Origin of the sequence: Mesorhizobium sp. LHD-90 (assembly GCF_030929505.1) — a bacterium.
GTDB lineage: Bacteria > Pseudomonadota > Alphaproteobacteria > Rhizobiales > Rhizobiaceae > Kumtagia.
In genome coordinates this window covers 243,368-264,230 of the sequence record NZ_JAVFVV010000008.1, presented here as the reverse complement: position 1 = coordinate 264,230, position 20,863 = coordinate 243,368, and the positions used below count along the sequence as shown (strand labels likewise).

Here is a 20,863-nt window from a genome sequence, read left to right as displayed (position 1 = left end):
GAGCGGCGAGCCGCTAATTGTTGGCCGGAGGCGTCTCGGTCGGGGCCGCTTCCGAGGGTGGAGCGTCCGCCGGGCCCGCGTCGGCCGGCGGCGTTTCGGCGGGCGGATTTTCCGCCGGCGCATCTGTTGCCGGAGCTTCTGGCTGCGGCGCGCCGGGTTCGCCTTCGTCGGGGACGATTTTCTTCAGGATCGAATCCTGCGGATTGTCCGGCAGCTTCGCCAGCATGCCTTCGATCCATGTGCCGATGCTTTCCAGCATCGGCAGCGACTTGGCGTTGGCGACCGCCGGCGGCTTCTGGCTGCCGACCAGCCAATTGAACAGCAGCAGGGCAACCGCAACCACCAGCACGCCGCGCGCCGCGCCGTAGACGAAGCCGAGCGTACGGTCGAGCGCGCCGATGCGCGAATCGACGATCAGGTCGGCGATCTTCATGGTGATTAGCGACACGATGATCAGCGCCACCACGAACACGATGCCGGCCGCCGCCGCCATGGCGAACTGCTCGTTGTCGATGTAGGGCTGCACATAGGGCAGGACCGGCTTGTAGAAGAAATAGGCGGCGGCAGCCGCCACAAGCCATGACACGATCGACAGGACCTCGCGGGAGAAGCCGCGGACCATGGCGAGCATCGCGGAAACGAGCGTGAAGCCGACGAGAATTCCGTCAAGCAGCGTTATCGGCATTCATTCCCCACTTCATGGCCCCTCGCGCCTGCCGCCCCGCCTGCGGGCCTGGCGTTTCCATTCAGTCTTCCGCGTCGCGCCGCAGTGAGCCGGCGATCCGCACGACCAGATCCGCCAGCGTCGCCGGCTGGAACATGCCGGCATTCGCGCCGTTCTGTTCATCGCTGCCGCGCGGCAGGACCGCCTGTCCAAAGCCCAGCTTTTCCGCTTCCTTCAGACGCTGCTGCGCATGCGCAACCGGCCTGATTGCACCCGAAAGGCTGATTTCGCCGAAATAGACGCAATCGGCGGGAAGGGCAAGGCCGGTCAGGGACGACACCAGCGCCGCCGCCACCGCGAGATCGGCGGCCGGCTCGGAGATCCGGTAGCCGCCGGCCACGTTCAGATAGACGTCGTGCGTGCCGAAGCGCACGCCGCAATGCGCCTCCAGCACGGCCAACACCATGGCGAGCCGCGCCCCGTCCCAGCCGACGACCGCGCGGCGCGGCGTGCCGAGCGAGGACGGCGCCACCAGCGCCTGGATTTCCACCAGCACCGGCCGCGTGCCCTCCATGCCCGCGAACACCGCGGCGCCGGGCGCCGCGGCATGCCGCTCGCCGAGGAACAATTCCGAAGGGTTCGAAACCTCGCGCAACCCCTTGTCCGACATCTCGAACACGCCGATCTCGTCGGTGGGCCCAAATCGGTTCTTCACCGTGCGCAGGATGCGGTAGTGGTGGCCGCCTTCGCCCTCGAAATAGAGCACGGCGTCGACCATGTGCTCGACCACGCGCGGACCGGCGATCTGGCCCTCCTTGGTGACGTGGCCGACCAGCACGATCGCAGCACCCGTCGATTTCGCATAGCGGATCAGCGTCTGCGCGGCGGCGCGCACCTGCGTCACCGTGCCCGGCGCCGAATCGGCGACGTCTGTCCACAGCGTCTGGATCGAATCGAGGATGACGAGGTCCGGCCGGCGACCATCGGCGATGGTGGCCAGAATGTCCTCGACATTGGTCTCGGCCGCGAGTTCCACCGACGAATTGGCGACGCCGAGGCGCTGGGCGCGCAGCCTGATCTGCGCGACGGCCTCCTCGCCCGAGACATAGACGATGCGATGGCCCTTGCTCGCCAGCGCAGCGGCGGCCTGGGTCAGCAGCGTCGATTTTCCGATGCCGGGATCGCCGCCGACCAGCAGCGCCGAGCCGCGCACGAAACCGCCGCCGGTGGCGCGGTCGAGTTCCGAAATGCCGCTGGCGATGCGCGGTGCGTCCTCGATGTCGCCCGACAGCGAGGTGAGCGCCACGGCGCGGCCCTTTCGCGCCGAGCGCAGGGAGGAAGGGCCGCTGCCGATGCCGCCGGCCGTGCCTTCCTCGACGAGCGTGTTCCACTCGCCGCAGGCTTCGCATTTGCCGGCCCAGCGCGAGGTGACGTTGCCGCAGGCCTGGCAGATGAACTGGATGCGGGGTTTGGGCATTGATTATTGGGTCCTGGAGACCAGACGCGCGCGCTTTTCGCGGAGCACCTTGACGAAAGCAGCACGCAGATCGCGGAAGAAGTTCGCGGGCATTTCGCCGTAAGCAACGCTCGATGCATCGCCCGGTTTTGAGAAACGCAGGTCAAAACCGGGCCAGACGAATTGGTTGGCTTCCGATAGAACGACCCAGGATCGCTCGTCGTCCAGCCCGAGACGGCGTTTGGTGTCCAGCGGGATTTCGATCGCGGGCACGCCGCCCGCCGGCGGGCTATGCGATATCGGCAGCACGACAACGGATGTCGTGCCTTCGTCGGTCTCGACCGACACGATTATTGCGCAAGGCCTGTCTTTGCGGCCCTCTTCCCGGCCGGCGTCATGTTCATTTGCCCACAGATAGCTGTAGCGAATGACCAATCCTGGAACCGGCTTCGGAAGGGGCGCCAAAATCAGCCTTTGTATTCATGATTGAAGGCTTCGGCTTCCGGCGAGGGCTCGCTGGCCTCTATTGCCGCGATCATCTCTTCGGTAAAATCGTCCAGCCCCAGCACTTCTCGATCCCGCCGCTTCAGCCGGCGATACTCCTCGACCGAGACCGTTACCGTCCGTTCCCGCCCATTGCGCGTGACAAAAACCGGCTGCGTCAGGGCCATGTCCTGGTAGCGACCGATGTTGCGCTGGAATTCCGCCGAGCTGACCTTGATCATGTCCGCGTCCTTTCATGCACCTCATGCATGTTGCATATATTGCATGGAATGCGGATTTTTTCCAGAGCGATACCGCCGCTCACTCATACCTCTCCGGCAGATGATGCTCCTCGGCCAGGTCGGAGAAGCGCGTGTATTCGCCGGTGAAGGCCAGCGACACGGTGCCCGTCGGCCCGTGGCGCTGCTTGGCGACGATGACCTCGGCCTTGCCGCGCGCATCGTTCATTGCGCCTTCCCATTTGATGTATTCGTCGGTTCCGGGCTTCGGTTCCTTGTTCTTGAGATAATATTCCTCGCGATAGACGAAGATGACCACGTCGGCGTCCTGTTCGATCGAGCCCGATTCGCGCAGGTCCGAAAGCTGCGGCCGCTTGTCCTCGCGGCTCTCCACCTGTCGGGAAAGCTGCGACAGCGCGATGATCGGCACGGCGAGTTCCTTGGCCAGCGCCTTCAGCCCGGTGGTGATCTCGGTGATTTCCTGCACGCGGTTCTCGCTGGCGCGCTTCGATGAGCCGGTCATGAGCTGGATATAGTCGATGACGATAACGTCGAGCCCGCGCTGGCGCTTCAGCCGCCTGGCGCGCGCCGCGAGCTGGGCGATCGAGATGCCGCCGGTCGAATCGATGAACAGCGGGATTTTCTGCAGCATCTGCGTGCAGCCGACCAGTTTTTCGAAATCGGTCTCGGTCAGGTCGCCGCGGCGGATTTTGGAGGAGGGGACCTCCGCCTGCTCGGAGATGATGCGGGTGGCGAGCTGTTCCGACGACATTTCGAGCGAGAAGAAACCGACGACGCCGCCGTTCGCCGCCTTGAACGAACCGTCGGCCTGCTGCGCCGGCTCGTAGGCATGGGCGACGTTGAAGGCGATGTTGGTGACCAGCGAAGTCTTGCCCATGCCGGGGCGTCCCGCCAGCACGATCAGGTCGGAGGGTTGCAGCCCGCCCATGCGGCTGTCGAGGTCGCGCAGGCCGGTGGCGATGCCGGAGAGGTGGCCGTCGCGCATATAGGCGGCGCTGGCCATGTCGATCGCCGTCTTGATGGCGTCGGAAAAACTCTCGAAGCCGCCGTCGTAGCGGCCGGTTTCCGCAAGCTCGAACAGCCGCCGCTCGGCGTCCTCGATCTGCGACTGCGGCGACATGTCGACCGGCGCGTCATAGGCGATGTTGACCATGTCCTCGCCCACCGTGATCAGCGCGCGGCGGGTGGCGAGATCGTAGATGGCGCGGCCGTAGTCTGCGGCGTTGATGACGGTGACGGCCTCCGCCGCCAGCCGCGCCAGATAGTGCGCCACCGTCATGTCGCCGACCTTCTCGTCGGCCGGCAAAAATGTCTTCATGGTCACCGGATTGGCCATCTTGCCCATCCGGATCAGTTCGCCCGCCACCTCGAAAATCTTGCGGTGCAGCGGCTCGTAGAAATGCGCCGACTTGAGGAAGTCGGAGACGCGGTAGAAGGCGTCGTTGTTGACCAGAATGGCGCCGAGCAGCGCCTGCTCGGCCTCGATATTGTTCGGCGCCTCCCGGTAAAGCGGCGTCTCCGCCACGCTGAGCTTGCGTGCTGCCTCTGCCATCTTGTCCTCGAATCCAGCCCGCCATTCGGTAGCAGAAGGGGATGGCGGTGAGTCAATTGCAGGCGGCCCACCCTTGCACCTTTGATCCCACGGTCCACAGGGCCCGCAAACGATCCACAGGACAGTTTTTCAGCAACCGGAATCGACTTGACTCCTATCCGTCGAAGCTAGCAGTTCAACCCGAACATATCAAGAACATCAATGCGGTCCAGATTCGCTTCAACCGGCCGCCACATTGGCTTGGCAAGGCTTCGTGTTTATGATGTGCCGGGTTCAATCGAGGGCGAGCAAATGGCAACCGCACAGTCCGTTCTGCTTTCCGTTTTTGTCGCGGCGGGGTTGGCGACCGCTCCCCATGCCTATGGCGCGACGACCGAAAGAAACCAGATCGAGCTGTTCGAAAAGGCGAAGGCCGAGGCTCGGACCGGAATTGCCCGCAAGACCAGACCCGTCGATGCCCGGCCGGCTAGGCCGGGCGAGGTGATCGTCACCATCATCAAGGGCGAGGGTGCGGAGACAAGATCCAAACCCGCGGAAGAAGGCGACTGGGTGGTGCGCAACCGCTGCCCGGAAACCGGCAACGAGGAGATTCTGGTCAAGGCCGCGAAATTCCCGACCCGCTATGGCGAGGCGCAGTCCGAGCCTGACGAGCAAGGCTGGCGCGCCTTCGCGCCGAAAGGCTCGGACATGGGCTATTTCATCGTGCCCGCCGAGATCGGTGAATTCAGCTTCACCGCACCGTGGGGCGAGGCAATGACGGCAAAGCCCGGCGACGCCATCGTGCAGGTTCCGACCGATACGAGCGATACCTACCGCATAGCGGCGGCATCCTTCGCCTGCACCTACGAGATCGTGACGCCGGCAAAACCCTGACGCCGTTGCGGCGGTGACGGGCTACCGGCCCAGCGTGCGCAGACTGATCCGGTTCATCTCGCCGTCGATTGCCGCCGCAATGTCGCGGCGTTCCAGTCCGACATCCTGCAGATCGTGGTCGGAGAGTTTTTCCAGCTCCTCGATCGCCTGGCGCCGGGAGATTTTCGCGTGCAGGAATTCGAGCAGGCGCAAGGCCAGCGTCGACAGGCTGGAATCGCGGTGCCGGCCGGTTGTGACGGTAAGGGCGGACATTTGAAATGCCTTTTCAAGAGCTATTTGGTACCTTTTAGATAGGCGATTGAAATAGAAACGAAAAACGAGCAATATTTGCCGCATCTGCAAATTTCATTTGAAGATCGATGGCGCTCCACATTCCCGGCACACGCGCTCTGAAGGTGTTCGACGCCGCCAGCCGTCACCTGAATTTTTCGCGCGCGGCGGAAGAACTCGGCCTGACCCCGGCCGCTGTCAGCCACCAGATCAAGGAGACCGAGGACCAGCTCGGCATGGCGCTGTTCATCCGCAGCAGCCGCAGCATCCGTCTCACCGAGGCGGGCGCCGTGTTCCACGAGGCGGCGGCCGAGGCGCTGGAGGGCTTGGCGAGCGCGGTGGCGCGGGCGAAAAAACTGGCGCGCGGCATCGCCCAGCTCAAGCTGACCATGGACGGCACCTTCGCCTCAAAATGGATGGTGCCGCGGCTCGACCGGTTTCGCGGCCAGTGCCCGGGCATCGACCTACGTTTCGACATCTCCTCCGACCTGCGCGACTTCGACCAGGACGACGTGGATGTCGCGATCCGCTTCGGCACCGGACGATATCCGGGCGTCGCCACGCACCGGCTGTTCGACAACGTCATTTTCCCGGTGTGCAGCCCGCGCCTGCTGAAATCCGGGCCGCCGCTGGAGAAGCCGCGCGACCTTCTGCAACACACGCTGGTCCACATCGAATGGTCGCGGCAGGGCGTCACCTGGCCGAACTGGCGCATGTGGATGGCGGCCGCCGGCGTCGAGGATTTTGATGACAGCCGCTGCCTGCTCTTCACCGATTCATCCTTCGTCATCCAGGCGGCGGTCGAGGGTAATGTGGTCGCGCTGTGCGATTTCTCGATGGTGGCAAACGACCTGTCGGAGGGGCGGCTGGTGCGGCCCTTCGACCTCGGCATCAAGGTGAGGCCGGAATATGCCTATCATCTGGCCTATCCGGCAGCGGTCGCCGACGACCCGCGCATCGTCGCCTTCCGCGACTGGATTCTCGAGGAGGCGCGCCTGACGCCGTCGGGTGCGTAGCCGGTTGCGCGCCACGGCCAAGGTGCGGTAGCCCGTTGCGGCACGAACGAGGTGCGACCATGCCCGCCCCGACCACCATAGGCTTCGATGCCGACGACACGCTGTGGCAGAACGAGCAGTTCTTCCGGCTGACGGAGGAGCGGTTCCAGGCGCTGCTGGCCGATTTCGCCGAGCCGAAGGATCTTGCTGAACGGCTGCTCGCAGCGGAGAAACGCAATCTTGCGCACTACGGCTTCGGCATAAAGGGCTTTACGCTGTCGATGATCGAGACGGCGGTCGAGGTGACCGATGGAAAAGTGCCTGCCGCCGTCATCGGCCAGATCCTCGACGCCGGCCGCGAAATGCTGTCGCATCCGGTCGAGACCTTGCCGCATGCGGCCGACACGCTTGCAGGGCTGGCGGGCCGATACCGCATCGTGCTGATCACCAAGGGCGACCTGTTCGACCAGGAACGAAAATTGGCGCAGTCCGGGCTGGGCGATTTTTTCGATGCGGTGGAGATCGTCAGCGACAAGTCGGCCGCCACCTACCAGCGCATCTTCGCCCGCCACGGCGACGGCGCCGAACATGCGATGATGATCGGCAACTCGCTGAAATCCGACGTGGTGCCGGCGATCCGGGCCGGAAGCTGGGGCGTGTTCGTGCCGCATCCGCTGACCTGGGTTCTTGAACATGTCGAGCCGCCGGCGGGAGACGCGCGTTTTCGCGAGCTCGCGCATCTCGGCGAATTGCCGGCACTGCTGGAGAAGATCGAGGGCGTCTGAGCTTGAATGTCCGCTTTCGCCCCCAGACACGCCTTGCTCAGCAGCCTTCTAGATCACCACGAAATCGGCAGCGGTCAGAGAAATGCCGATCGAGACGGACGCGAACTTGACTTCCGCCGCGCCGCCAAGCCCGTCTGCGTCATAGAACAACGATCCGGTATTCGAGTTGTAGATGATGCGATCGTCGGCATCCATCGGCGCAAGGGCGACGTCCTTGAAAGCGGATGCATCGAGCGCGCCGACGCCAAGCGCCGTGAATACAAAGTCGTCCAGTGCAATCTGATCGTCGGAGACGATGAAGTCGGTGATTGTGTCGGCACTACCGTCAAGGGCGGCCGAGAACACCACGGTGTCGTTGCCGAGGCCGGTCTGGATGGTATCGCTGCCGCCCTTGCCATCCAGCCGGTTGTTGCCGTCGTTGCCGATGATCTGCTGGCCGAACTCGTTGCCGGTGAGGTTTATGCTGTAGGCGGCATGCTGGCTGGTGGTGCGAAGCGACTCGACCTGGACGCCTGCGCCGAGCGTATAGTTTACCCCTGCGGCCACACGGTCGAAGCCGCCCTGGCCTTTGCCTTCGACAATGATGGCAGTTGAATTATAGACCGTGTAATAGTCGTTGCCCCCGCCACCCCAAAGCCTATCGCCGCCGCCGACACCGCCGTCGTGAAGCCAGTTGTTGCCGTTGTTGCCAACGATCGTCTGGGCAAGTTCATTGCCTTTCAGGTCGATGTTGCGCACCGCACCAGCATTGGTGGTGTTGAGCCATTCGATGTCCTGGCCGGCACCGAGCGTATAGTCACCTCGCGCTGCGACCTGGTCGAAGCCCTCGCCGGCTGTTTCGAGAACCATGTCGCCCATATTGTCGACGTAGAAGAGATCGTCGCCACCGAAACCCCTCAAAATGTCCGCGCCAGCGCGGCCGTCGATCACATTGTCCCCAAAGTCACCTGTCAGCACGTCAGCCAACCCGCCACCTCTGATGTTTTCAATTCCGGTCAGAACGTCGTCCTTTGCATCCCCGGCAGAAATCTGAGGTATGGCGAGGTTAAGATTGACACTGACGCCGAGCGCGGAACCCGAATAGTCCGCGGTGTCGATGCCCACCCCCCCGTCAATCGTGTCGCCCCCCGCGCCACCACGGAGCACGTCGTTGCCCAATCCGCCGACGATGGTGTCGGCCGCCGCCGTGCCGCCGATGGTCTCGTCGACGATCTGCTCGACGGCGCCGATGTCGACCGTGCCGCCGACCACGCGCGTCCCGCCGCGCGCATCGAGCGGCAGGGGCTCCGTAGTGTCGCCGTCGCCATCGATGTCGAAGCTGTCGGCCGGCAGGCCGGCGTTGCCGCCCGCGCCGATCAGCGGCGAGCCGTCGAGCGGCGAGAGCGTCAGCACCGTGCCGCCATTGTCGAGCAAACCGCCCAGCAGCGGGTTGCCGCCGCCGTTGATGCTGCCGCCCTTGTCCGTGTAGCCTGAGATTGTCGTGCCGAAGTAACTATGATCGGCGTAAATCAAGCCAGCTCCGCCATAGACATCCGCGTCGGTCGGCGCCGTGTTGCCGGCGATGACGGAGTTGCTGATGGGGACGGTGCTAACCGAATACAGCCCACCGCCTGACTCGCTGGCGCTGTTGCCCGCAATGGTGCTGCTCCGGATCGTCAGCTCGTTGACAGGATCGAGGGCTAAGATGCCGCCGCCGCTCTTGGCGCTATTGTCGACGATGGTTGCGTTCACGAAGCTGGCTTGACCACCAGCGGCGACATACACGCCGCCGCCGGCTGACTGCGCCGTGTTGCCGGAGATCGTGGAGTTGACGACCGCCAGCGTGCCGGACAACACTCCAATGCCGCCGCCGTTGGAGGCGGCATGGTTGTCCGAGATCGTGCTGTCGACCACGGTCAGAGTTCCGCCATTACAAGCAACAGCCGCGCCCGGGCTACCGCTATCGCGACCCTTGGTCAGATCGAGGCTTGCCAGCGTGACGTCCGTTGAACCTCCGGTGATATTGAAGATCTGGAAGGCGTCGCTGCCCGAAATCGTGATGTCGGCCTTGTCGTCTCCGTTCACGTCGCCGTCGATGGTGATATCGGTCGAGACGTCGAGGCGGAGTGTCGTCAGCGCGATCGTCTGCCCGGTAAGCGCGGAGGCAAACTTGATGGTGTCCGGGTCGGCATTGGCGTTGGCCAGGCCGATCGCCTCGCGCAGCGAGCCGGCTCCAGAATCGTTGGTATTGGTCACAGTAAAAGTCGCCACGACGAACTCCCTCAAGGTCGCGTTTGGATAGTTGCAAGACCAAGATGTGCTGCCGGCAACGTCGAAGCTCTCGCCGGACGTTGATTGACGGTCGCCCACCTGCCCAGACCGGACGATAATCCTGCCCGAACTTGGCCGAGCCCACAAGTCAGCCTTTTGTGGGCAAGGCCTATGCAATTTGTGGTGTGGCCAGTTCTCTCCTCTGGCTCAGATGTTCCATCGTCGGGATGCAAAAGGATCGCCGGACCAAAGCGACTGGGCGTGCGGCGCTACGCGAGAATGAGGGCTGACGCGGATGGCCGCCTTTCCCCCCAAGCCGACATAAATTGACATTCCATCCGCTGGCGCCTATAGGCCCCGGCATGAAGAAAGCACTCTTCGCCGCCGCACAGTATTACGCCCCGCTTTCATAGCGGCGGGTGTGCTTTGTTGTTCAACCGCTGCCTCGCCAGCGGTTGAGTTCAAGCAGGACGCCTCTGGCTTCGCAGCCTTTTTGAGGTCAGTCCATGCCAAACGACAGCGATATCACGCCAGGCTCCACAATCGGCATCATAGGCTTCGGCGCCTTTGGGCAGCTCATCGCCCGCCACATTGGGCCGTACTTTGCGCTGTGCGCCCATGATCCTGCCCCCGGCCTCCAGCCGATCGCCGATTCTCTTGGCGTTGCGCTCACCGACCTTGACACGGCGGCGAGCTGCCCGGTGGTCGTGCTTGCCACGCCGGTCGGACGCCTGCGGGAGATCGTCGATGCCGTGGCTTCCCATATCCGGCCCGGAGCGCTCGTGCTCGACGTGGGGTCGGTGAAACTGGGTCCGGCCGACATCATGAAGCGCGGGATTCCCGAGCATGCCGAGATCGTGGCGACGCACCCGCTGTTCGGCCCGCAGAGCGCACGCGACGGCATCGCGGGATTGAAGATCGCCGTATGTCCGGTCCGCGGCCGCCGCTGCTTTCGCCTGGCCGCGTTCCTGCGGCATCAATTGCGATTGAACGTGATCATGACCACGCCTGAGGACCATGACCGCGAAGCGGCGACGGTCCAGGGGCTGACGCATCTCATCGCAAAGGTGCTGGTGCAGATGGAGCCGTTGCCGAAGCGCATGACCACCAAAAGCTTCGATCGGTTGCTGGAGGCCGTGAACATGGTCCGCCACGACGCGCCGGAGGTCTTTGCGGCAATCGAGCGTGCAAATCCCTACTCGCCTGGCGTCCGCAGGCGATTTTTCGAACTTGCGTCGGCGCTGGATGCCGAGCTCGCGGATGGACCTGTGTAGCTCCGCTTCCGGCCCATTGCGGAGGTTCAGCCGGAGCTGGACAGTCTTGGCTCAGGACTCATTGATGAGAGCCAGAAAATGACGGTTGTGGCGATACGGTTTGCAGACTTGGAGCTGATGTGCAGCCCTTGGAAATCCCTCTGATTCAAGTCAAGATCATCTCGCTTTGGCTTTCGGGGGAGGCGCTGATGGAAAACCACGAGCCGTTCTTGCGCGAGGCGATTGCGCTCTCGAGATCCGCGATGGAACACGGCGACGAACCGTTTGGCTCGGTGCTGGTGAAGGACGGCAAAGTCATCCTGCGCGCCGAAAACAGCGTCTTCACCGGCCACGATATGACGAACCACGCCGAGATGAACCTGGTTAAACTGGCTGCGCGGCACTACGACACTGCTTTTCTCGCCGACTGCACGCTCTACACCAGCACGGAGCCGTGCGCGATGTGCTCCGGGGCGATTTACTGGTCGGGCATCGGGCGCATGGTGTTTGCGTGCTCCGAAGCGCGGCTTGGCGAGATTGCCGGGATCGGGTTGAACGTGCCGAGCCGGGCGGTGTTGCAAACCGGCGCGCGCATCGTCGCTGTCGTTGGCCCGACGGACCTCGAAGACGAAGCCGCCGAAATACATCAGGAATTCTGGCCGAAGCATCTGGGCAAGGCTTAGAGCTTCGGCACTTAGCTGCCGCTGTCGAAATCCTGCTGCACTGCATCGCTCCAGTCCAGCCGCCGGGCGATGCGAAAATTCTCGCCGTCGCGCTTGCTCAGGGTGCGCTCGGCCGCACCGCCATCCGCCTTGCAAAGCTTCAAGGTCACCACCCCCTTGCCGCCGCGCGGCGGCGCGATCACCCGCGCCTGCGGCGGCTGGACTGGCTGCCGGGCGGCGGCGACAAAAATGTACTTTTCGTCCTCCCACGGCACGTCGCCGCCCTTGGCCAGCCGGTGCAGCCGTGAGCGGGCGACGCGGCGGGAAAAATGGCACCAGTCGGGCGGCGCCAGCGGGCAGGGGCGTTCGTGCGGACAGGGCGCGACGAGATGCGCCCCGGCGGCGATCAGCCGGCCGCGTGCGGCGAGAATCCTTTGCCAGCCGGCCGGCGTTCCCGGCTCGACGATCACCAGTATGCCGGCGGTCAGCGCCCACAGACGGTCGACCAGCGGTCCGCGTTGCGCCGGGTCGAGTTCGTCGAGCACGTAGGAGAGCGTGACGAGGTCGGCCGGCTTGAGGTCGGGCAGGCCGGACGTCACGTCGCCGGCCACCCAGCGCGCCGCGACGGCCGGCAGCTCGGCGCAAAGTGTCCCGCCCACACTGCGCGCGGCGGCGCTCGCTTCCACCAGCACCGCATCGCCGATTTCCGGCCAGCGATCATGCGCCGCCCATAGCGCCGAGCCGGGCCCCGCGCCGAGGTCGAGCAGGGTTTTCGGCGCGAAATCAGGAACCAGTTCGGCCGCCGCTTCCAGGCTGGCGCGGATCGCCGCATAGGTGGCGGGCAGGCGGGCGGCCAGATACGACTTCACCGCGAGTTCACCGTCGAGATGCAGGCGTCCGTCGCGCAGTTCGGCGCGGTAGCGCGACGACAGTAGCGAGGAAGCTCGCTGCAGATCGGCCAGCGGCGTCTTCTCGAGCAGCCGGTCGACGCCTTGTCGCAGCGCGCGCGGAAGCTCCATCCTCAGGCGCCGCGCGGCGCGAACAGGATCACGCTGGCGCCGACGATGCAGATCGCGGCGCCAAAGAGATCCCAGCGGTCGGGGCGGACGCCTTCCGCCAGCCACAGCCAGCAGAGCGACGCTGCGATGTAGATGCCGCCATAGGCGGCGTAAGCGCGGCCGGCGGCGTCCGCCTCGGCCAGCGTCAGCAGCCAGGCGAAGGCGACGAGCGACAGGAGGCCGGGCGCCAGCCACAACGGCGATTTTTCCAGCCGCCACCACGCCCAGAAGGCGAAGCAGCCGGCGATCTCGGCAAGGGCGGCGGCTGCGAATATCGCATAGTTCATCGGTGGGGTCCGTGGCTTCGTCCTCTTCTGGCAGGAGCGGCCCGCGGGCTCAAGGGTTTTGCCGGCCGCACTCCGTTGCAGCCCGGTTGCGGCCGCTCGCCGAACGCTTGGGCTGTCCCGCCGGCCCTGCGTGGAATGTTTTGCCGAAGATTCGAAGCTTCTTGCCCGCTCGTGCCTTTTTGGCCGCGGAACCGATGCTATCACTGCCTTACATGCTTGGAAGTACGTGGGCCTCGTCGAAGCCGCAAGGCGCGAGGCAGTTCATCCGGCCCAAGCTCCTCGCGAGATCCCTTTCTGCGGGAGCTTAGACTGTTGTCTGATTTCTGGCCCGGACCAACATTTGCTCCCGCAGCTTTTTCCGCTCGTCGACGTTCGTGAATCACTCGCGAGAATTGCTGTCCAGTGGACAATTTTGCCGTCGGGTGCGTCCTTCGAGGCTCGCCGCAAAGATTTTCGTCAATGTTTTCAACCTTGTGCGGGCTCGCACCTCAGGATGAGGACGGTCGTGCCTGAAAAGCCAACTTTCAGCGTCTACGCGAAATTCCGCCATGGCGGCATGAGCGTATCTGGAAATCTGACGAACCTTGGCGATTGGCGCTGCCGGCACGAGCGTCCTCATCCTGAGGTGCGAGCCCGCAGAACCTTGAAATTATAGAGAAAACTTTGGCGGGCGAGCCTCGAAGGACGCACGATCGACGCGAAAGACGCGCGCTCGGTCGGCGGTTTCGCGTCTCCGCCTACGAGCGGCGAACCGCTATTCCCTATCCGAAACCTTTTTGCGGCCGCGCCTGGGTTTTTCCCCGTGCTCGTCGATGTCGCGATGCCCCATCTCATGCATTGCGAGCGCCTTCTCGCACTTCTCCATGTAGCCGCGCGTAATCGGCGCCGTGTCGTTCCTGCGCGTCAACTGGATCTGGAAGACCATCAGGTCCTGCCAGCGGAACGCGGCTTCCGAGCCGGACAGATAGAATTCCCACATGCGGCAGAAGCGCTCGTCGTAGATCGCCTTCGCCTTGTCGCGGTTGGCGAGAAAACGTTCGCGCCAGTGTTTCAGCGTCTCGGCGTAGTGCAGGCGCAGGATTTCGATGTCGCCCACCATTAGTCCGGATTTCTCGATCACCGGCAGCACCTCCGACAGCGCCGGAATGTAGCCGCCCGGGAAGATGTGCTTGCGGATGAAGGCGTTGGTGGCGGACGGCGGACCGAAGCGGCCGATCGAATGCAGGAGCATCACGCCGTCCGGCTTCAGCAGCGTCGCGCATTTTTCGAAGAAGGTGCGGTAGTGGTTGACGCCGACATGCTCGAACATGCCGACCGAGACGATGCGGTCGAAGCGTTCGTTGAGGTCGCGATAGTCGCGGATCTCGAAATGCACGTGATCTTCCAGACCCTCGGCGCGCACCCGCTCGGTGGAGACGGCATGCTGCTCGGTCGACAGCGTGACGCCGAGCACATCGGCCTGGAAATTCCTGGCGATGTAGAGGCCGAGCCCGCCCCAGCCGGAGCCGATGTCGAGCACGGAATGGCCGGCGCCGAGTTTCAGCTTGGCGGCGATGTGGCGCTTCTTGGCAAGCTGCGCCTCTTCCAGCGTCATGTCGGGACGCTCGAAATAGGCACAGGAATACTGCATGTCGGCGTCGAGGAAGAGTTTGTAGATCTCGCCCGACAGATCGTAGTGGCGCTGCACGTTTCGTTTCGACCGGGCATGGGTGTTGACCTGCTGCAGCCGCCGAAACGCCACGCGCACGCCTTCGATGGCGCGCGTCAGCGCGTCGTTGGCGCCGATCGGCGCCATGTTCTGGTAGACGGTCTGCAGGAACAGAAGCACGTCGCCATGGATGAAGTCGATCTCCTCGTCCATGAAGGATTCGCCGACCGCCAGCGTCGGATGCAGCGTGATCGCGCGCTCCGCATGCTGCGTCTTGATGTGCATGTGCACCAGCGGGCCGGTGCCGTCGCCGAAACTGTCGACCGTGCCGCCGGGGCTGGTGACCTTGAGGTTTCCGACCCGCACCACCCGGTCGATGATGCGCTTCAACAGAATGTTCATGTGCCTACCCAAATCGCGGGTGCCGCTTCGGCAGCGGGCCTGACCTATTCTGCTTTAATTTGTCGCAGCTTGAAAAGTTCTGATTGGCACAAAATCCGCATGGATAATGATGCCAGTCGCGCTGAAAGCGGCGGAATTCATACGTTTTTGGCGATTGTCAGGAGATTTTCGTCGATCCTCGCGCTCGGTTGGGTGTCCTCACGTCATGTGTCACTGACGACGGAGCGCTTGCATGCGGTCGCGTCGGCAACAAAAAAGCACGGGTCGGAACCCGGGCCTTGTCGATGGGATATACAGCCTGACGATCAGGCTTCGGTCTCTTCCTCGGCGGCCGGATCGAAGAAATTATCCGGGCGAGCGTTCTCGTTGATGTCGTCGCCGTAGATCGCCTCGGCGGTCGTCAGCGTCTCGCCCTTCGCCTGGCGCTCCGCTTCTTCGGTCGAGCGGGCGATGTTCAGCGTCACCGTGACCTCGACTTCCGGATGGAGCGCGATCGCCACGTTGGTCAGGCCGATGGTCTTGATCGGCTGGTTGAGTTCGACCTGGTTGCGGGCAACCGTGTAGCCCTCGGCGGTCAGCAGGTCGGCGATGTCGCGGGTCGACACCGAGCCGTAGAGCTGGCCGGTCTCGCCGGCCGAGCGCACGGTGATGAAGCTCTTGCCGTCGAGCCTGTCGGCGATCTGCTGGGCTTCGGTCTTGCGCTCAAGGTTGCGGGCCTCGAGTTGGACGCGCTGGCCCTCGAACTTCTTCTTGTTGGCTTCGTTGGCGCGCAGCGCCTTGCCCTGCGGCAGCAGGAAATTGCGGGCAAAGCCGTCCTTGACCTTGACGGTGTCACCCATCTGGCCGAGGCGGGAAATACGTTCGAGAAGAATGACTTGCATGTCTCTGTTCCTTCAATGGCCGCTTGCGGCGGCGGAATTCGGGGAACGGAACAGGATGCGTCTGACAGGTCGGTCGTCGGTTCGCTGTCCTGCCCGTATCGGCAGTTAGGGGTTTTGGCCCCAACTCGGGATTTCAGAAAAACCCTCCGCGCCCGTCGCGGAGAGCCGGGAGCCGGCAAGCAGCCGGCTCCCGAAGACAGTTAGCGCACCAGATAGGGCAGCAGGCCGAGGAAGCGGGCGCGCTTGATCGCCTGGGCGAGCTCGCGTTGCTTCTTCTGGCTGACGGCGGTGATGCGCGACGGCACGATCTTGCCGCGCTCGGAAATGTAGCGCTGCAGCAGGCGCACGTCCTTGTAGTCGATCTTCGGCGCGTTGGCGCCCGAGAACGGGCAGGTCTTGCGACGGCGGTGGAACGGGCGCCGGGTCGGGATCTGATTGATGTCGACCATTATGCGGCACCTCCTTCAACGGTTTCACGCGGACGGCGAGGACGGTCCTCGCGGTCGCCGAAGCTGCGCGGGCCACGGTCGCCGCCTTCGCGGTCGCCGAAGGAGCGCGGGCCGCGGTCACCGCGGTCACGGTCGCCGAAGCTGCGCGGCCCACGGTCGCGATCGCCGAAGCCGCCGCGTTCGCTGCGCTCTTCGCGCTTCTGCAGCATGGCCGACTGGCCTTCCTCGTGCTTCTCGACCTTGATCGTCAGGAAGCGCAGGATGTCTTCCGACAGGCCCTGCTGGCGCTCGAGTTCGTTGAGCGCAGCCGGCGGGCAGGTCAGGTCCATCAGCGTATAGTAGGCCTTCCGGTTCTTCTTGATCCGGTAGGTGAGGGACTTCAGTCCCCAGTTCTCGACCCGGCCGACGGTGCCTCCGTTCGCGGAGATGATGCCCTTGTAGTGTTCCACAAGCGCATCGACCTGCTGCTGCGAGAGGTCCTGCCGGGCAAGAAACACATGTTCGTAGAGAGCCATTGTGCTTTTCGCCTTTCTTCAACACTCTGCCCGGCACCGGCGGCTAAGCCTCTGCAACCTGTCTGATCCGTCGAGGGCCTGGCGGCCGCCTCAGGAGAAGAAAGGAGCATGGACGGTCGGAGAGCGGAGACACGGGAGGCTGAAGGCGGTTTGCCTTCGAGCGGAGATTTTTTCAAACCTCCGGCCCTCCGTTCAGCCCCCAGCCGGGACCGGCAGAAGCGCGCTCTATACAGCATTTGGCCGGCGACGCAAGATCGGCCACCATGAATGTCGTAAGCACGTGAGTTGTCCGAACTAGATGAGTTGTCCGACCGGCAGCGTGGCTCGAGGAGCACCGGACGGCATCATGAAAATTTCCTGACGGACTGCAACGCGGCATTAAGCCTGTGTCGAAATGGCCGCCGGCGGCGGCCAGGTTCAACCGAAATTTCATGACGCCGGCCGCAATCTCACCGGGCAATCTGGTGGGGTGACAAAAAAATGTTCAAGCGGTTCCTGCGGTCGACGTCCGGCAATTTTGCCATGACGCTGGCGCTGGCTTCTCCAGCAGTGCTGTTCGCCGTGGGATTTGCCATCGACGTCACCAACATGATGTCGGCGAAATCGGATCTCCAGGCGTCGCTCGACGCGGCGGTCATGGCCGCGTCGCGGATCGGCGCCACCGACGTCTCGCGCACGGACACGTTCGACCGCTTCTTCGCGTCCAACGTCGCCGGCAAGAATCTGCTGCGCGATCCGACCGCGACCATCACTGTCAACGAGACACTGGTGGACATCCGCAACGTGGCCACCGCGCAATCGCATGTCGACCTCAATTTCATGCCGTTCTTCAAGGTCGATCCGCTGATCAAGGTGACGGCTGTCGCTTTCGAATCGCGCAAGAACGTCGAGGTGGCGCTGGTGCTCGACAACACCGGGTCGATGGGCGAGGCCCGCATGAAATCGCTGCGCGATGCAGCCAGCAGCCTGGTCGACACGCTGAAGGGCATGCAGGGCAGCGGTGTGTCAGGACGCAAGGTGCGAGCCGCGCTCGTGCCGTTCGTCACCGCCGTCAACATCAAGGGTGAAAACTACAAGGAAGATTGGATTGACAAGAACGGCGGGAACTCGCTGAACGGCGTCCATTTCGATCCGGTCGACGGGAAGCGGCCCGACCAACTGGCCATGTTCAACCGGCTCAATGTGGAATGGAAAGGTTGTGTCGAGGCGCGGCCAGCCCCGTACAATCTCGACGACACGGCTCCGGACAAGACGAAGCCGGAGACGTTGTTCGTACCCTATTTCGCGCCCGACGAGCCCGGTGACAAGACCGCCCCCGGCAACGACGCGTCTGCGTTCAACAATTCTTACCTTGCCGATGCCGCGCCAAAGACGAATAAGCCGAATAGCGAGGATCTGGCCAAGCAGGTCAAGGAGCAGAGGAATGCGGCGAAGTACAACGGGACGACATTGAAAAACATCGTGGCCACGCCACCGCTCACGAATGGTCCGAACCGTGCCTGCGCGACACCGATCGCGCCGCTGACCGAGGATCTCGATTCGCTGAAGACGCAGATCGGCAAGATGACCTACTGGAACGGTTCCGGCACCAACGTCTCCGAGGGCCTGGCCTGGGGATGGCGCGTCCTGTCGCCTGGTGAGCCCTACACGCAGGGCCAGCCATTCGATGATGTGCACGTCAGCAAGTGGGTCGTTGTCTTCACAGACGGAACGAATGAGGTTTTTGGCGCGAACGATACGACGCTCAATAAATCCGACTACGGCTCCTACGGTTTCCTGGCCGACAACCGTATGCTCACGACGGACAAGGGCAGGGCAGTAACCCAAGTCAACACGTGGACGTCCACCATGTGCACGGAACTTAAGAAACAAAACGTGCAGATATTCACAATCCTGCTTGGCGCCGATTCTGCCGCCAATCGTAAGCTGTACGGAGACTGCGCGTCCAAGCCTGAGTACTATTTCGGCACCAACGACCCCACCAAGCTGAAGGCTATTTTTGGCAACATCGCCAGCATCATCGCCAAACTGCAGTTCACCGGCTGACGGCCAGCCCTCAGACCGGCGGCGGCAGGATTTTCGGCCGGTCTTGCGACTCCGGGAACAGCGCGGCCTCACCGAAGCGCTTTCCGAACATCAGATCGTACTGGAGATAGCGGAAATCGCGGATCGTCGCATCGACCTCCTCGGCCCGCGACCAGTTCTGCGTCGGCGTGCCGTTGCTGCTCACCAGCATATTGCGGTCGATCGCCGCAAAACGGTCGCGCACCATGCCGAGGAAGCCAGTGTAGTATGGGTGGCTGAAGCCGCCGGTGCGCATCAGATAATACGGCAGGAACGCCGGGCTGACCGAGCCGACGGCCCTCACCGCACCGACGCGGTTCGACCACACGACCAGCGGCGTCTCGTGCTCGGCGGCAAGCGTTTCGGCCGGCGCGTTGCGATCGGCCACCACGTCCTTCATGAATCCCGTCTCGGTGTAGACCGGCCCGAGCGGCGGCAAATGGTCGCCGAAGAAGGCGATGATCGTGTGCCGCTCGCGCTTCTTGGCCCAGTCGATCAGTGTGGCTAGGCTGCGGTCTGCATCCGCGGCGCCGGTGGCAAAGGTTTTCAGCGCGCTATTTGACGCCTCGCTGATCGGGCCCTTCACGACGAGCGTCGAATCCGGATAGCGGTTCGGCTCATAGGGCCCGTGCCCCTGCAAGGTCACCGCGAAATAGAAGAACGGCTGGCTTGCCCGCTCCGCATTCTTGATGATCTCGTCGATGAAAGCGGTGTCGGCGGCGAGCGGCCCGCGCTTTTCCAGCACCGGCAGCGTCTCCTCCGACATGAAACGGTCGAAGCCGAAATCACGGTAGACCGTCGCCCGGTTCCAGAACCAGCCGGCATAAGGGTGGAAGGCGCGGGTGTCGTAGCCTTCGCTCTTCAGGAACCGCGCGAGCGACGGAACCGGCGCGCGCACATATTGCTGATAGGGGATGCTGCCATAGGGCAGGAAGGCGTTGGAGAAGCCGGTCAGCGCCTCGAACTCGACATTGGCGGTCATGCCGCCGAATTCCGGCGACAGCATGTGGCCCGACTGCATGGCGCGCACCGTCGGGATCGGGTCGGGCGTGATCGTCGTCTTCGGCAGCCGCGTCGGATCCCAGAAGGATTCGCTCATCACCATGATGATGTCGGGCCTGTCCGCGGGCACCGACACCGGCGCCAGCGGTTTTCCGGCAAAAGCCTCGATGGCTTCTTCCGAATAACCCTTCGGCGCGGTCACCTTGGCCATCGGCACGTTGAGCGCGAAGGCGATGGCAAACCCGTTGCTGTTGTAGTTCTCCTTCTGGTCCCACATCACCGGCGAGATCTGCAACCGGTCGCGCGCCCAGGAGAAGGTCGCGTAGTCCATGATCGAACCGAAAAACAGCAGCGCCGGCAGCGCCACGACCAGCCGCGAGGCGCGCGCCCGGACCGACAGTTTCGGCGCGCGCCGGCAGCGGTAGCGCCATGCCATCACCAGCGCGGCGACCGCGGCAATGCCGACGACCGTGAAGCCGATCGCCGCGAACGGACGCTGGCGCACCAGCAGCGGCATCAGTTCGACGATCTGCCGCGCATAGAGGAAATCGGCCGGGTAGAGCGGATCACCGAGATAGAACGCCTTCTGGTGTCCGACGAAGGCCAGCCCCAGGGTCACCGGGGCGATCAGGAACAGGGCGTGGTAGGGCCTGCCGAGCACCGCGTCGAAGAACACGATCAGCAGCGCGAACAACACCACGGTTGTCCAGCCTGGCCGCAACGGCTGTTGGAAGAATTGCAGCGTCTGCTCAAACGAGCCGCGCGCAACCAGTTCGACGCTGAACACCAGCAGCGTCGCCAGCACCAGCGTAATCACGATCGAACCGAAGACGCGCAAGGTCGTCCAGCGCCTCTCTCGAGCTTGGCCGCCCGCCGATCCCGGTTGCCGCTGTGGCGGCTGTAAACTCCGCGTCCGAAAACCCAAGGCGCGCTTCCCTGCACTCGATGCCGGACGCCTGTCACGCATCCTTCACGGTAATGTCATTCCCTTGTCATAAAAATCCAGACCCTGTGGCGAAATTCAGGAAGGATTTGAATGCCGGCGTAGGAAATT

At 63.6% G+C, this 20,863-nt stretch carries 20 protein-coding genes; 6 read left to right on the top strand and 14 right to left on the bottom strand.

Features of this window, described 5'->3' with window-relative positions:
* Positions 1-13: 13 nt before the first annotated feature.
* From RB623_RS13760 to RB623_RS13740, 5 genes are all read right to left on the bottom strand, one after another.
* Positions 14-685 (bottom strand): CvpA family protein, encoded by a 672-nt coding sequence (locus RB623_RS13760; RefSeq protein ID WP_308057410.1) that lies wholly within the window; start codon positions 683-685, stop codon positions 14-16.
* A 61-nt stretch (positions 686-746) separates the two neighbouring features.
* A complete protein-coding gene (gene radA, locus RB623_RS13755; protein ID WP_308057409.1) occupies positions 747-2,141 on the bottom strand; it encodes a DNA repair protein RadA in 1,395 nt (464 codons plus the stop codon).
* Between the two features lie 3 nt (positions 2,142-2,144).
* Positions 2,145-2,555 carry a hypothetical protein gene (locus tag RB623_RS13750; protein ID WP_308057408.1) on the bottom strand — a complete coding sequence of 137 codons (411 nt, stop codon included), beginning with the start codon at positions 2,553-2,555 and terminating at the stop codon, positions 2,145-2,147.
* Positions 2,556-2,587: 32 nt separating this feature from the next.
* Entirely contained in the window at positions 2,588-2,845 is a 258-nt protein-coding gene (locus RB623_RS13745; RefSeq protein WP_308057407.1) for a type II toxin-antitoxin system Phd/YefM family antitoxin, read from the bottom strand.
* Positions 2,846-2,924: 79 nt separating this feature from the next.
* A complete protein-coding gene (locus RB623_RS13740) occupies positions 2,925-4,415 on the bottom strand; it encodes a replicative DNA helicase (protein WP_308057406.1) in 1,491 nt (496 codons plus the stop codon).
* A gap of 291 nt (positions 4,416-4,706) precedes the next feature.
* Here RB623_RS13740 and RB623_RS13735 point away from each other — a divergent pair, with 291 nt between their 5' ends.
* The gene (locus RB623_RS13735; RefSeq protein WP_308057405.1) at positions 4,707-5,288 is read left to right on the top strand and encodes a hypothetical protein; all 582 of its coding nucleotides are present in this window, start codon (positions 4,707-4,709) and stop codon (positions 5,286-5,288) included.
* A gap of 21 nt (positions 5,289-5,309) precedes the next feature.
* Here RB623_RS13735 and RB623_RS13730 read toward each other — a convergent pair whose 3' ends face one another.
* On the bottom strand, positions 5,310-5,540 hold the full coding sequence (locus tag RB623_RS13730) for a DUF1127 domain-containing protein (protein ID WP_308057404.1): 231 nt from the start codon (positions 5,538-5,540) through the stop codon (positions 5,310-5,312).
* A gap of 107 nt (positions 5,541-5,647) precedes the next feature.
* Between RB623_RS13730 and gcvA the strand changes: the two genes are divergently transcribed.
* Entirely contained in the window at positions 5,648-6,574 is a 927-nt protein-coding gene (gcvA, locus tag RB623_RS13725; RefSeq protein WP_308057403.1) for a transcriptional regulator GcvA, read from the top strand.
* 59 nt (positions 6,575-6,633) lie between these two features.
* Positions 6,634-7,338: an HAD family hydrolase gene (locus RB623_RS13720; protein ID WP_308057402.1), complete on the top strand. Its 705-nt coding sequence runs from the start codon at positions 6,634-6,636 to the stop codon at positions 7,336-7,338.
* A 48-nt stretch (positions 7,339-7,386) separates the two neighbouring features.
* Here RB623_RS13720 and RB623_RS13715 read toward each other — a convergent pair whose 3' ends face one another.
* On the bottom strand, positions 7,387-9,588 hold the full coding sequence (locus RB623_RS13715) for a calcium-binding protein (protein ID WP_308057401.1): 2,202 nt from the start codon (positions 9,586-9,588) through the stop codon (positions 7,387-7,389).
* A gap of 506 nt (positions 9,589-10,094) precedes the next feature.
* Here RB623_RS13715 and RB623_RS13710 point away from each other — a divergent pair.
* Complete coding sequence (locus tag RB623_RS13710; protein ID WP_308057400.1) at positions 10,095-10,862, top strand: prephenate dehydrogenase; 768 nt, start codon at positions 10,095-10,097, stop codon at positions 10,860-10,862.
* A 188-nt stretch (positions 10,863-11,050) separates the two neighbouring features.
* Positions 11,051-11,524 (top strand): nucleoside deaminase, encoded by a 474-nt coding sequence (locus tag RB623_RS13705; RefSeq protein ID WP_308057446.1) that lies wholly within the window; start codon positions 11,051-11,053, stop codon positions 11,522-11,524.
* Positions 11,525-11,535: 11 nt separating this feature from the next.
* Here RB623_RS13705 and RB623_RS13700 read toward each other — a convergent pair whose 3' ends face one another.
* From RB623_RS13700 to rpsF, 6 genes are all read right to left on the bottom strand, one after another.
* Positions 11,536-12,522: a small ribosomal subunit Rsm22 family protein gene (locus RB623_RS13700; RefSeq protein ID WP_308057399.1), complete on the bottom strand. Its 987-nt coding sequence runs from the start codon at positions 12,520-12,522 to the stop codon at positions 11,536-11,538.
* 2 nt (positions 12,523-12,524) lie between these two features.
* Positions 12,525-12,848, bottom strand: a complete 324-nt coding sequence (locus RB623_RS13695) for a YnfA family protein (protein WP_308057398.1) — start codon at positions 12,846-12,848, stop codon at positions 12,525-12,527.
* Positions 12,849-13,602: 754 nt separating this feature from the next.
* The gene (locus RB623_RS13690; protein ID WP_308057397.1) at positions 13,603-14,898 is read right to left on the bottom strand and encodes a cyclopropane-fatty-acyl-phospholipid synthase family protein; all 1,296 of its coding nucleotides are present in this window, start codon (positions 14,896-14,898) and stop codon (positions 13,603-13,605) included.
* A 305-nt stretch (positions 14,899-15,203) separates the two neighbouring features.
* Positions 15,204-15,779: a 50S ribosomal protein L9 gene (rplI, locus tag RB623_RS13685; protein WP_308057396.1), complete on the bottom strand. Its 576-nt coding sequence runs from the start codon at positions 15,777-15,779 to the stop codon at positions 15,204-15,206.
* Between the two features lie 200 nt (positions 15,780-15,979).
* Entirely contained in the window at positions 15,980-16,228 is a 249-nt protein-coding gene (gene rpsR / locus RB623_RS13680) for a 30S ribosomal protein S18 (RefSeq protein WP_188256182.1), read from the bottom strand.
* Positions 16,228-16,743 (bottom strand): 30S ribosomal protein S6, encoded by a 516-nt coding sequence (rpsF, locus tag RB623_RS13675; RefSeq protein WP_308057395.1) that lies wholly within the window; start codon positions 16,741-16,743, stop codon positions 16,228-16,230. Before rpsF ends, rpsR begins: the two co-directional genes overlap by 1 nt.
* Before the next feature lie 480 nt (positions 16,744-17,223).
* On the opposite strand from rpsF, the gene RB623_RS13670 reads away from it, so the two are divergent.
* The gene (locus tag RB623_RS13670) at positions 17,224-18,789 is read left to right on the top strand and encodes a pilus assembly protein (protein WP_308057394.1); all 1,566 of its coding nucleotides are present in this window, start codon (positions 17,224-17,226) and stop codon (positions 18,787-18,789) included.
* A gap of 10 nt (positions 18,790-18,799) precedes the next feature.
* Here RB623_RS13670 and RB623_RS13665 read toward each other — a convergent pair whose 3' ends face one another.
* On the bottom strand, positions 18,800-20,776 hold the full coding sequence (locus RB623_RS13665) for an LTA synthase family protein (RefSeq protein ID WP_374121672.1): 1,977 nt from the start codon (positions 20,774-20,776) through the stop codon (positions 18,800-18,802).
* Positions 20,777-20,863 lie beyond the last annotated feature (87 nt).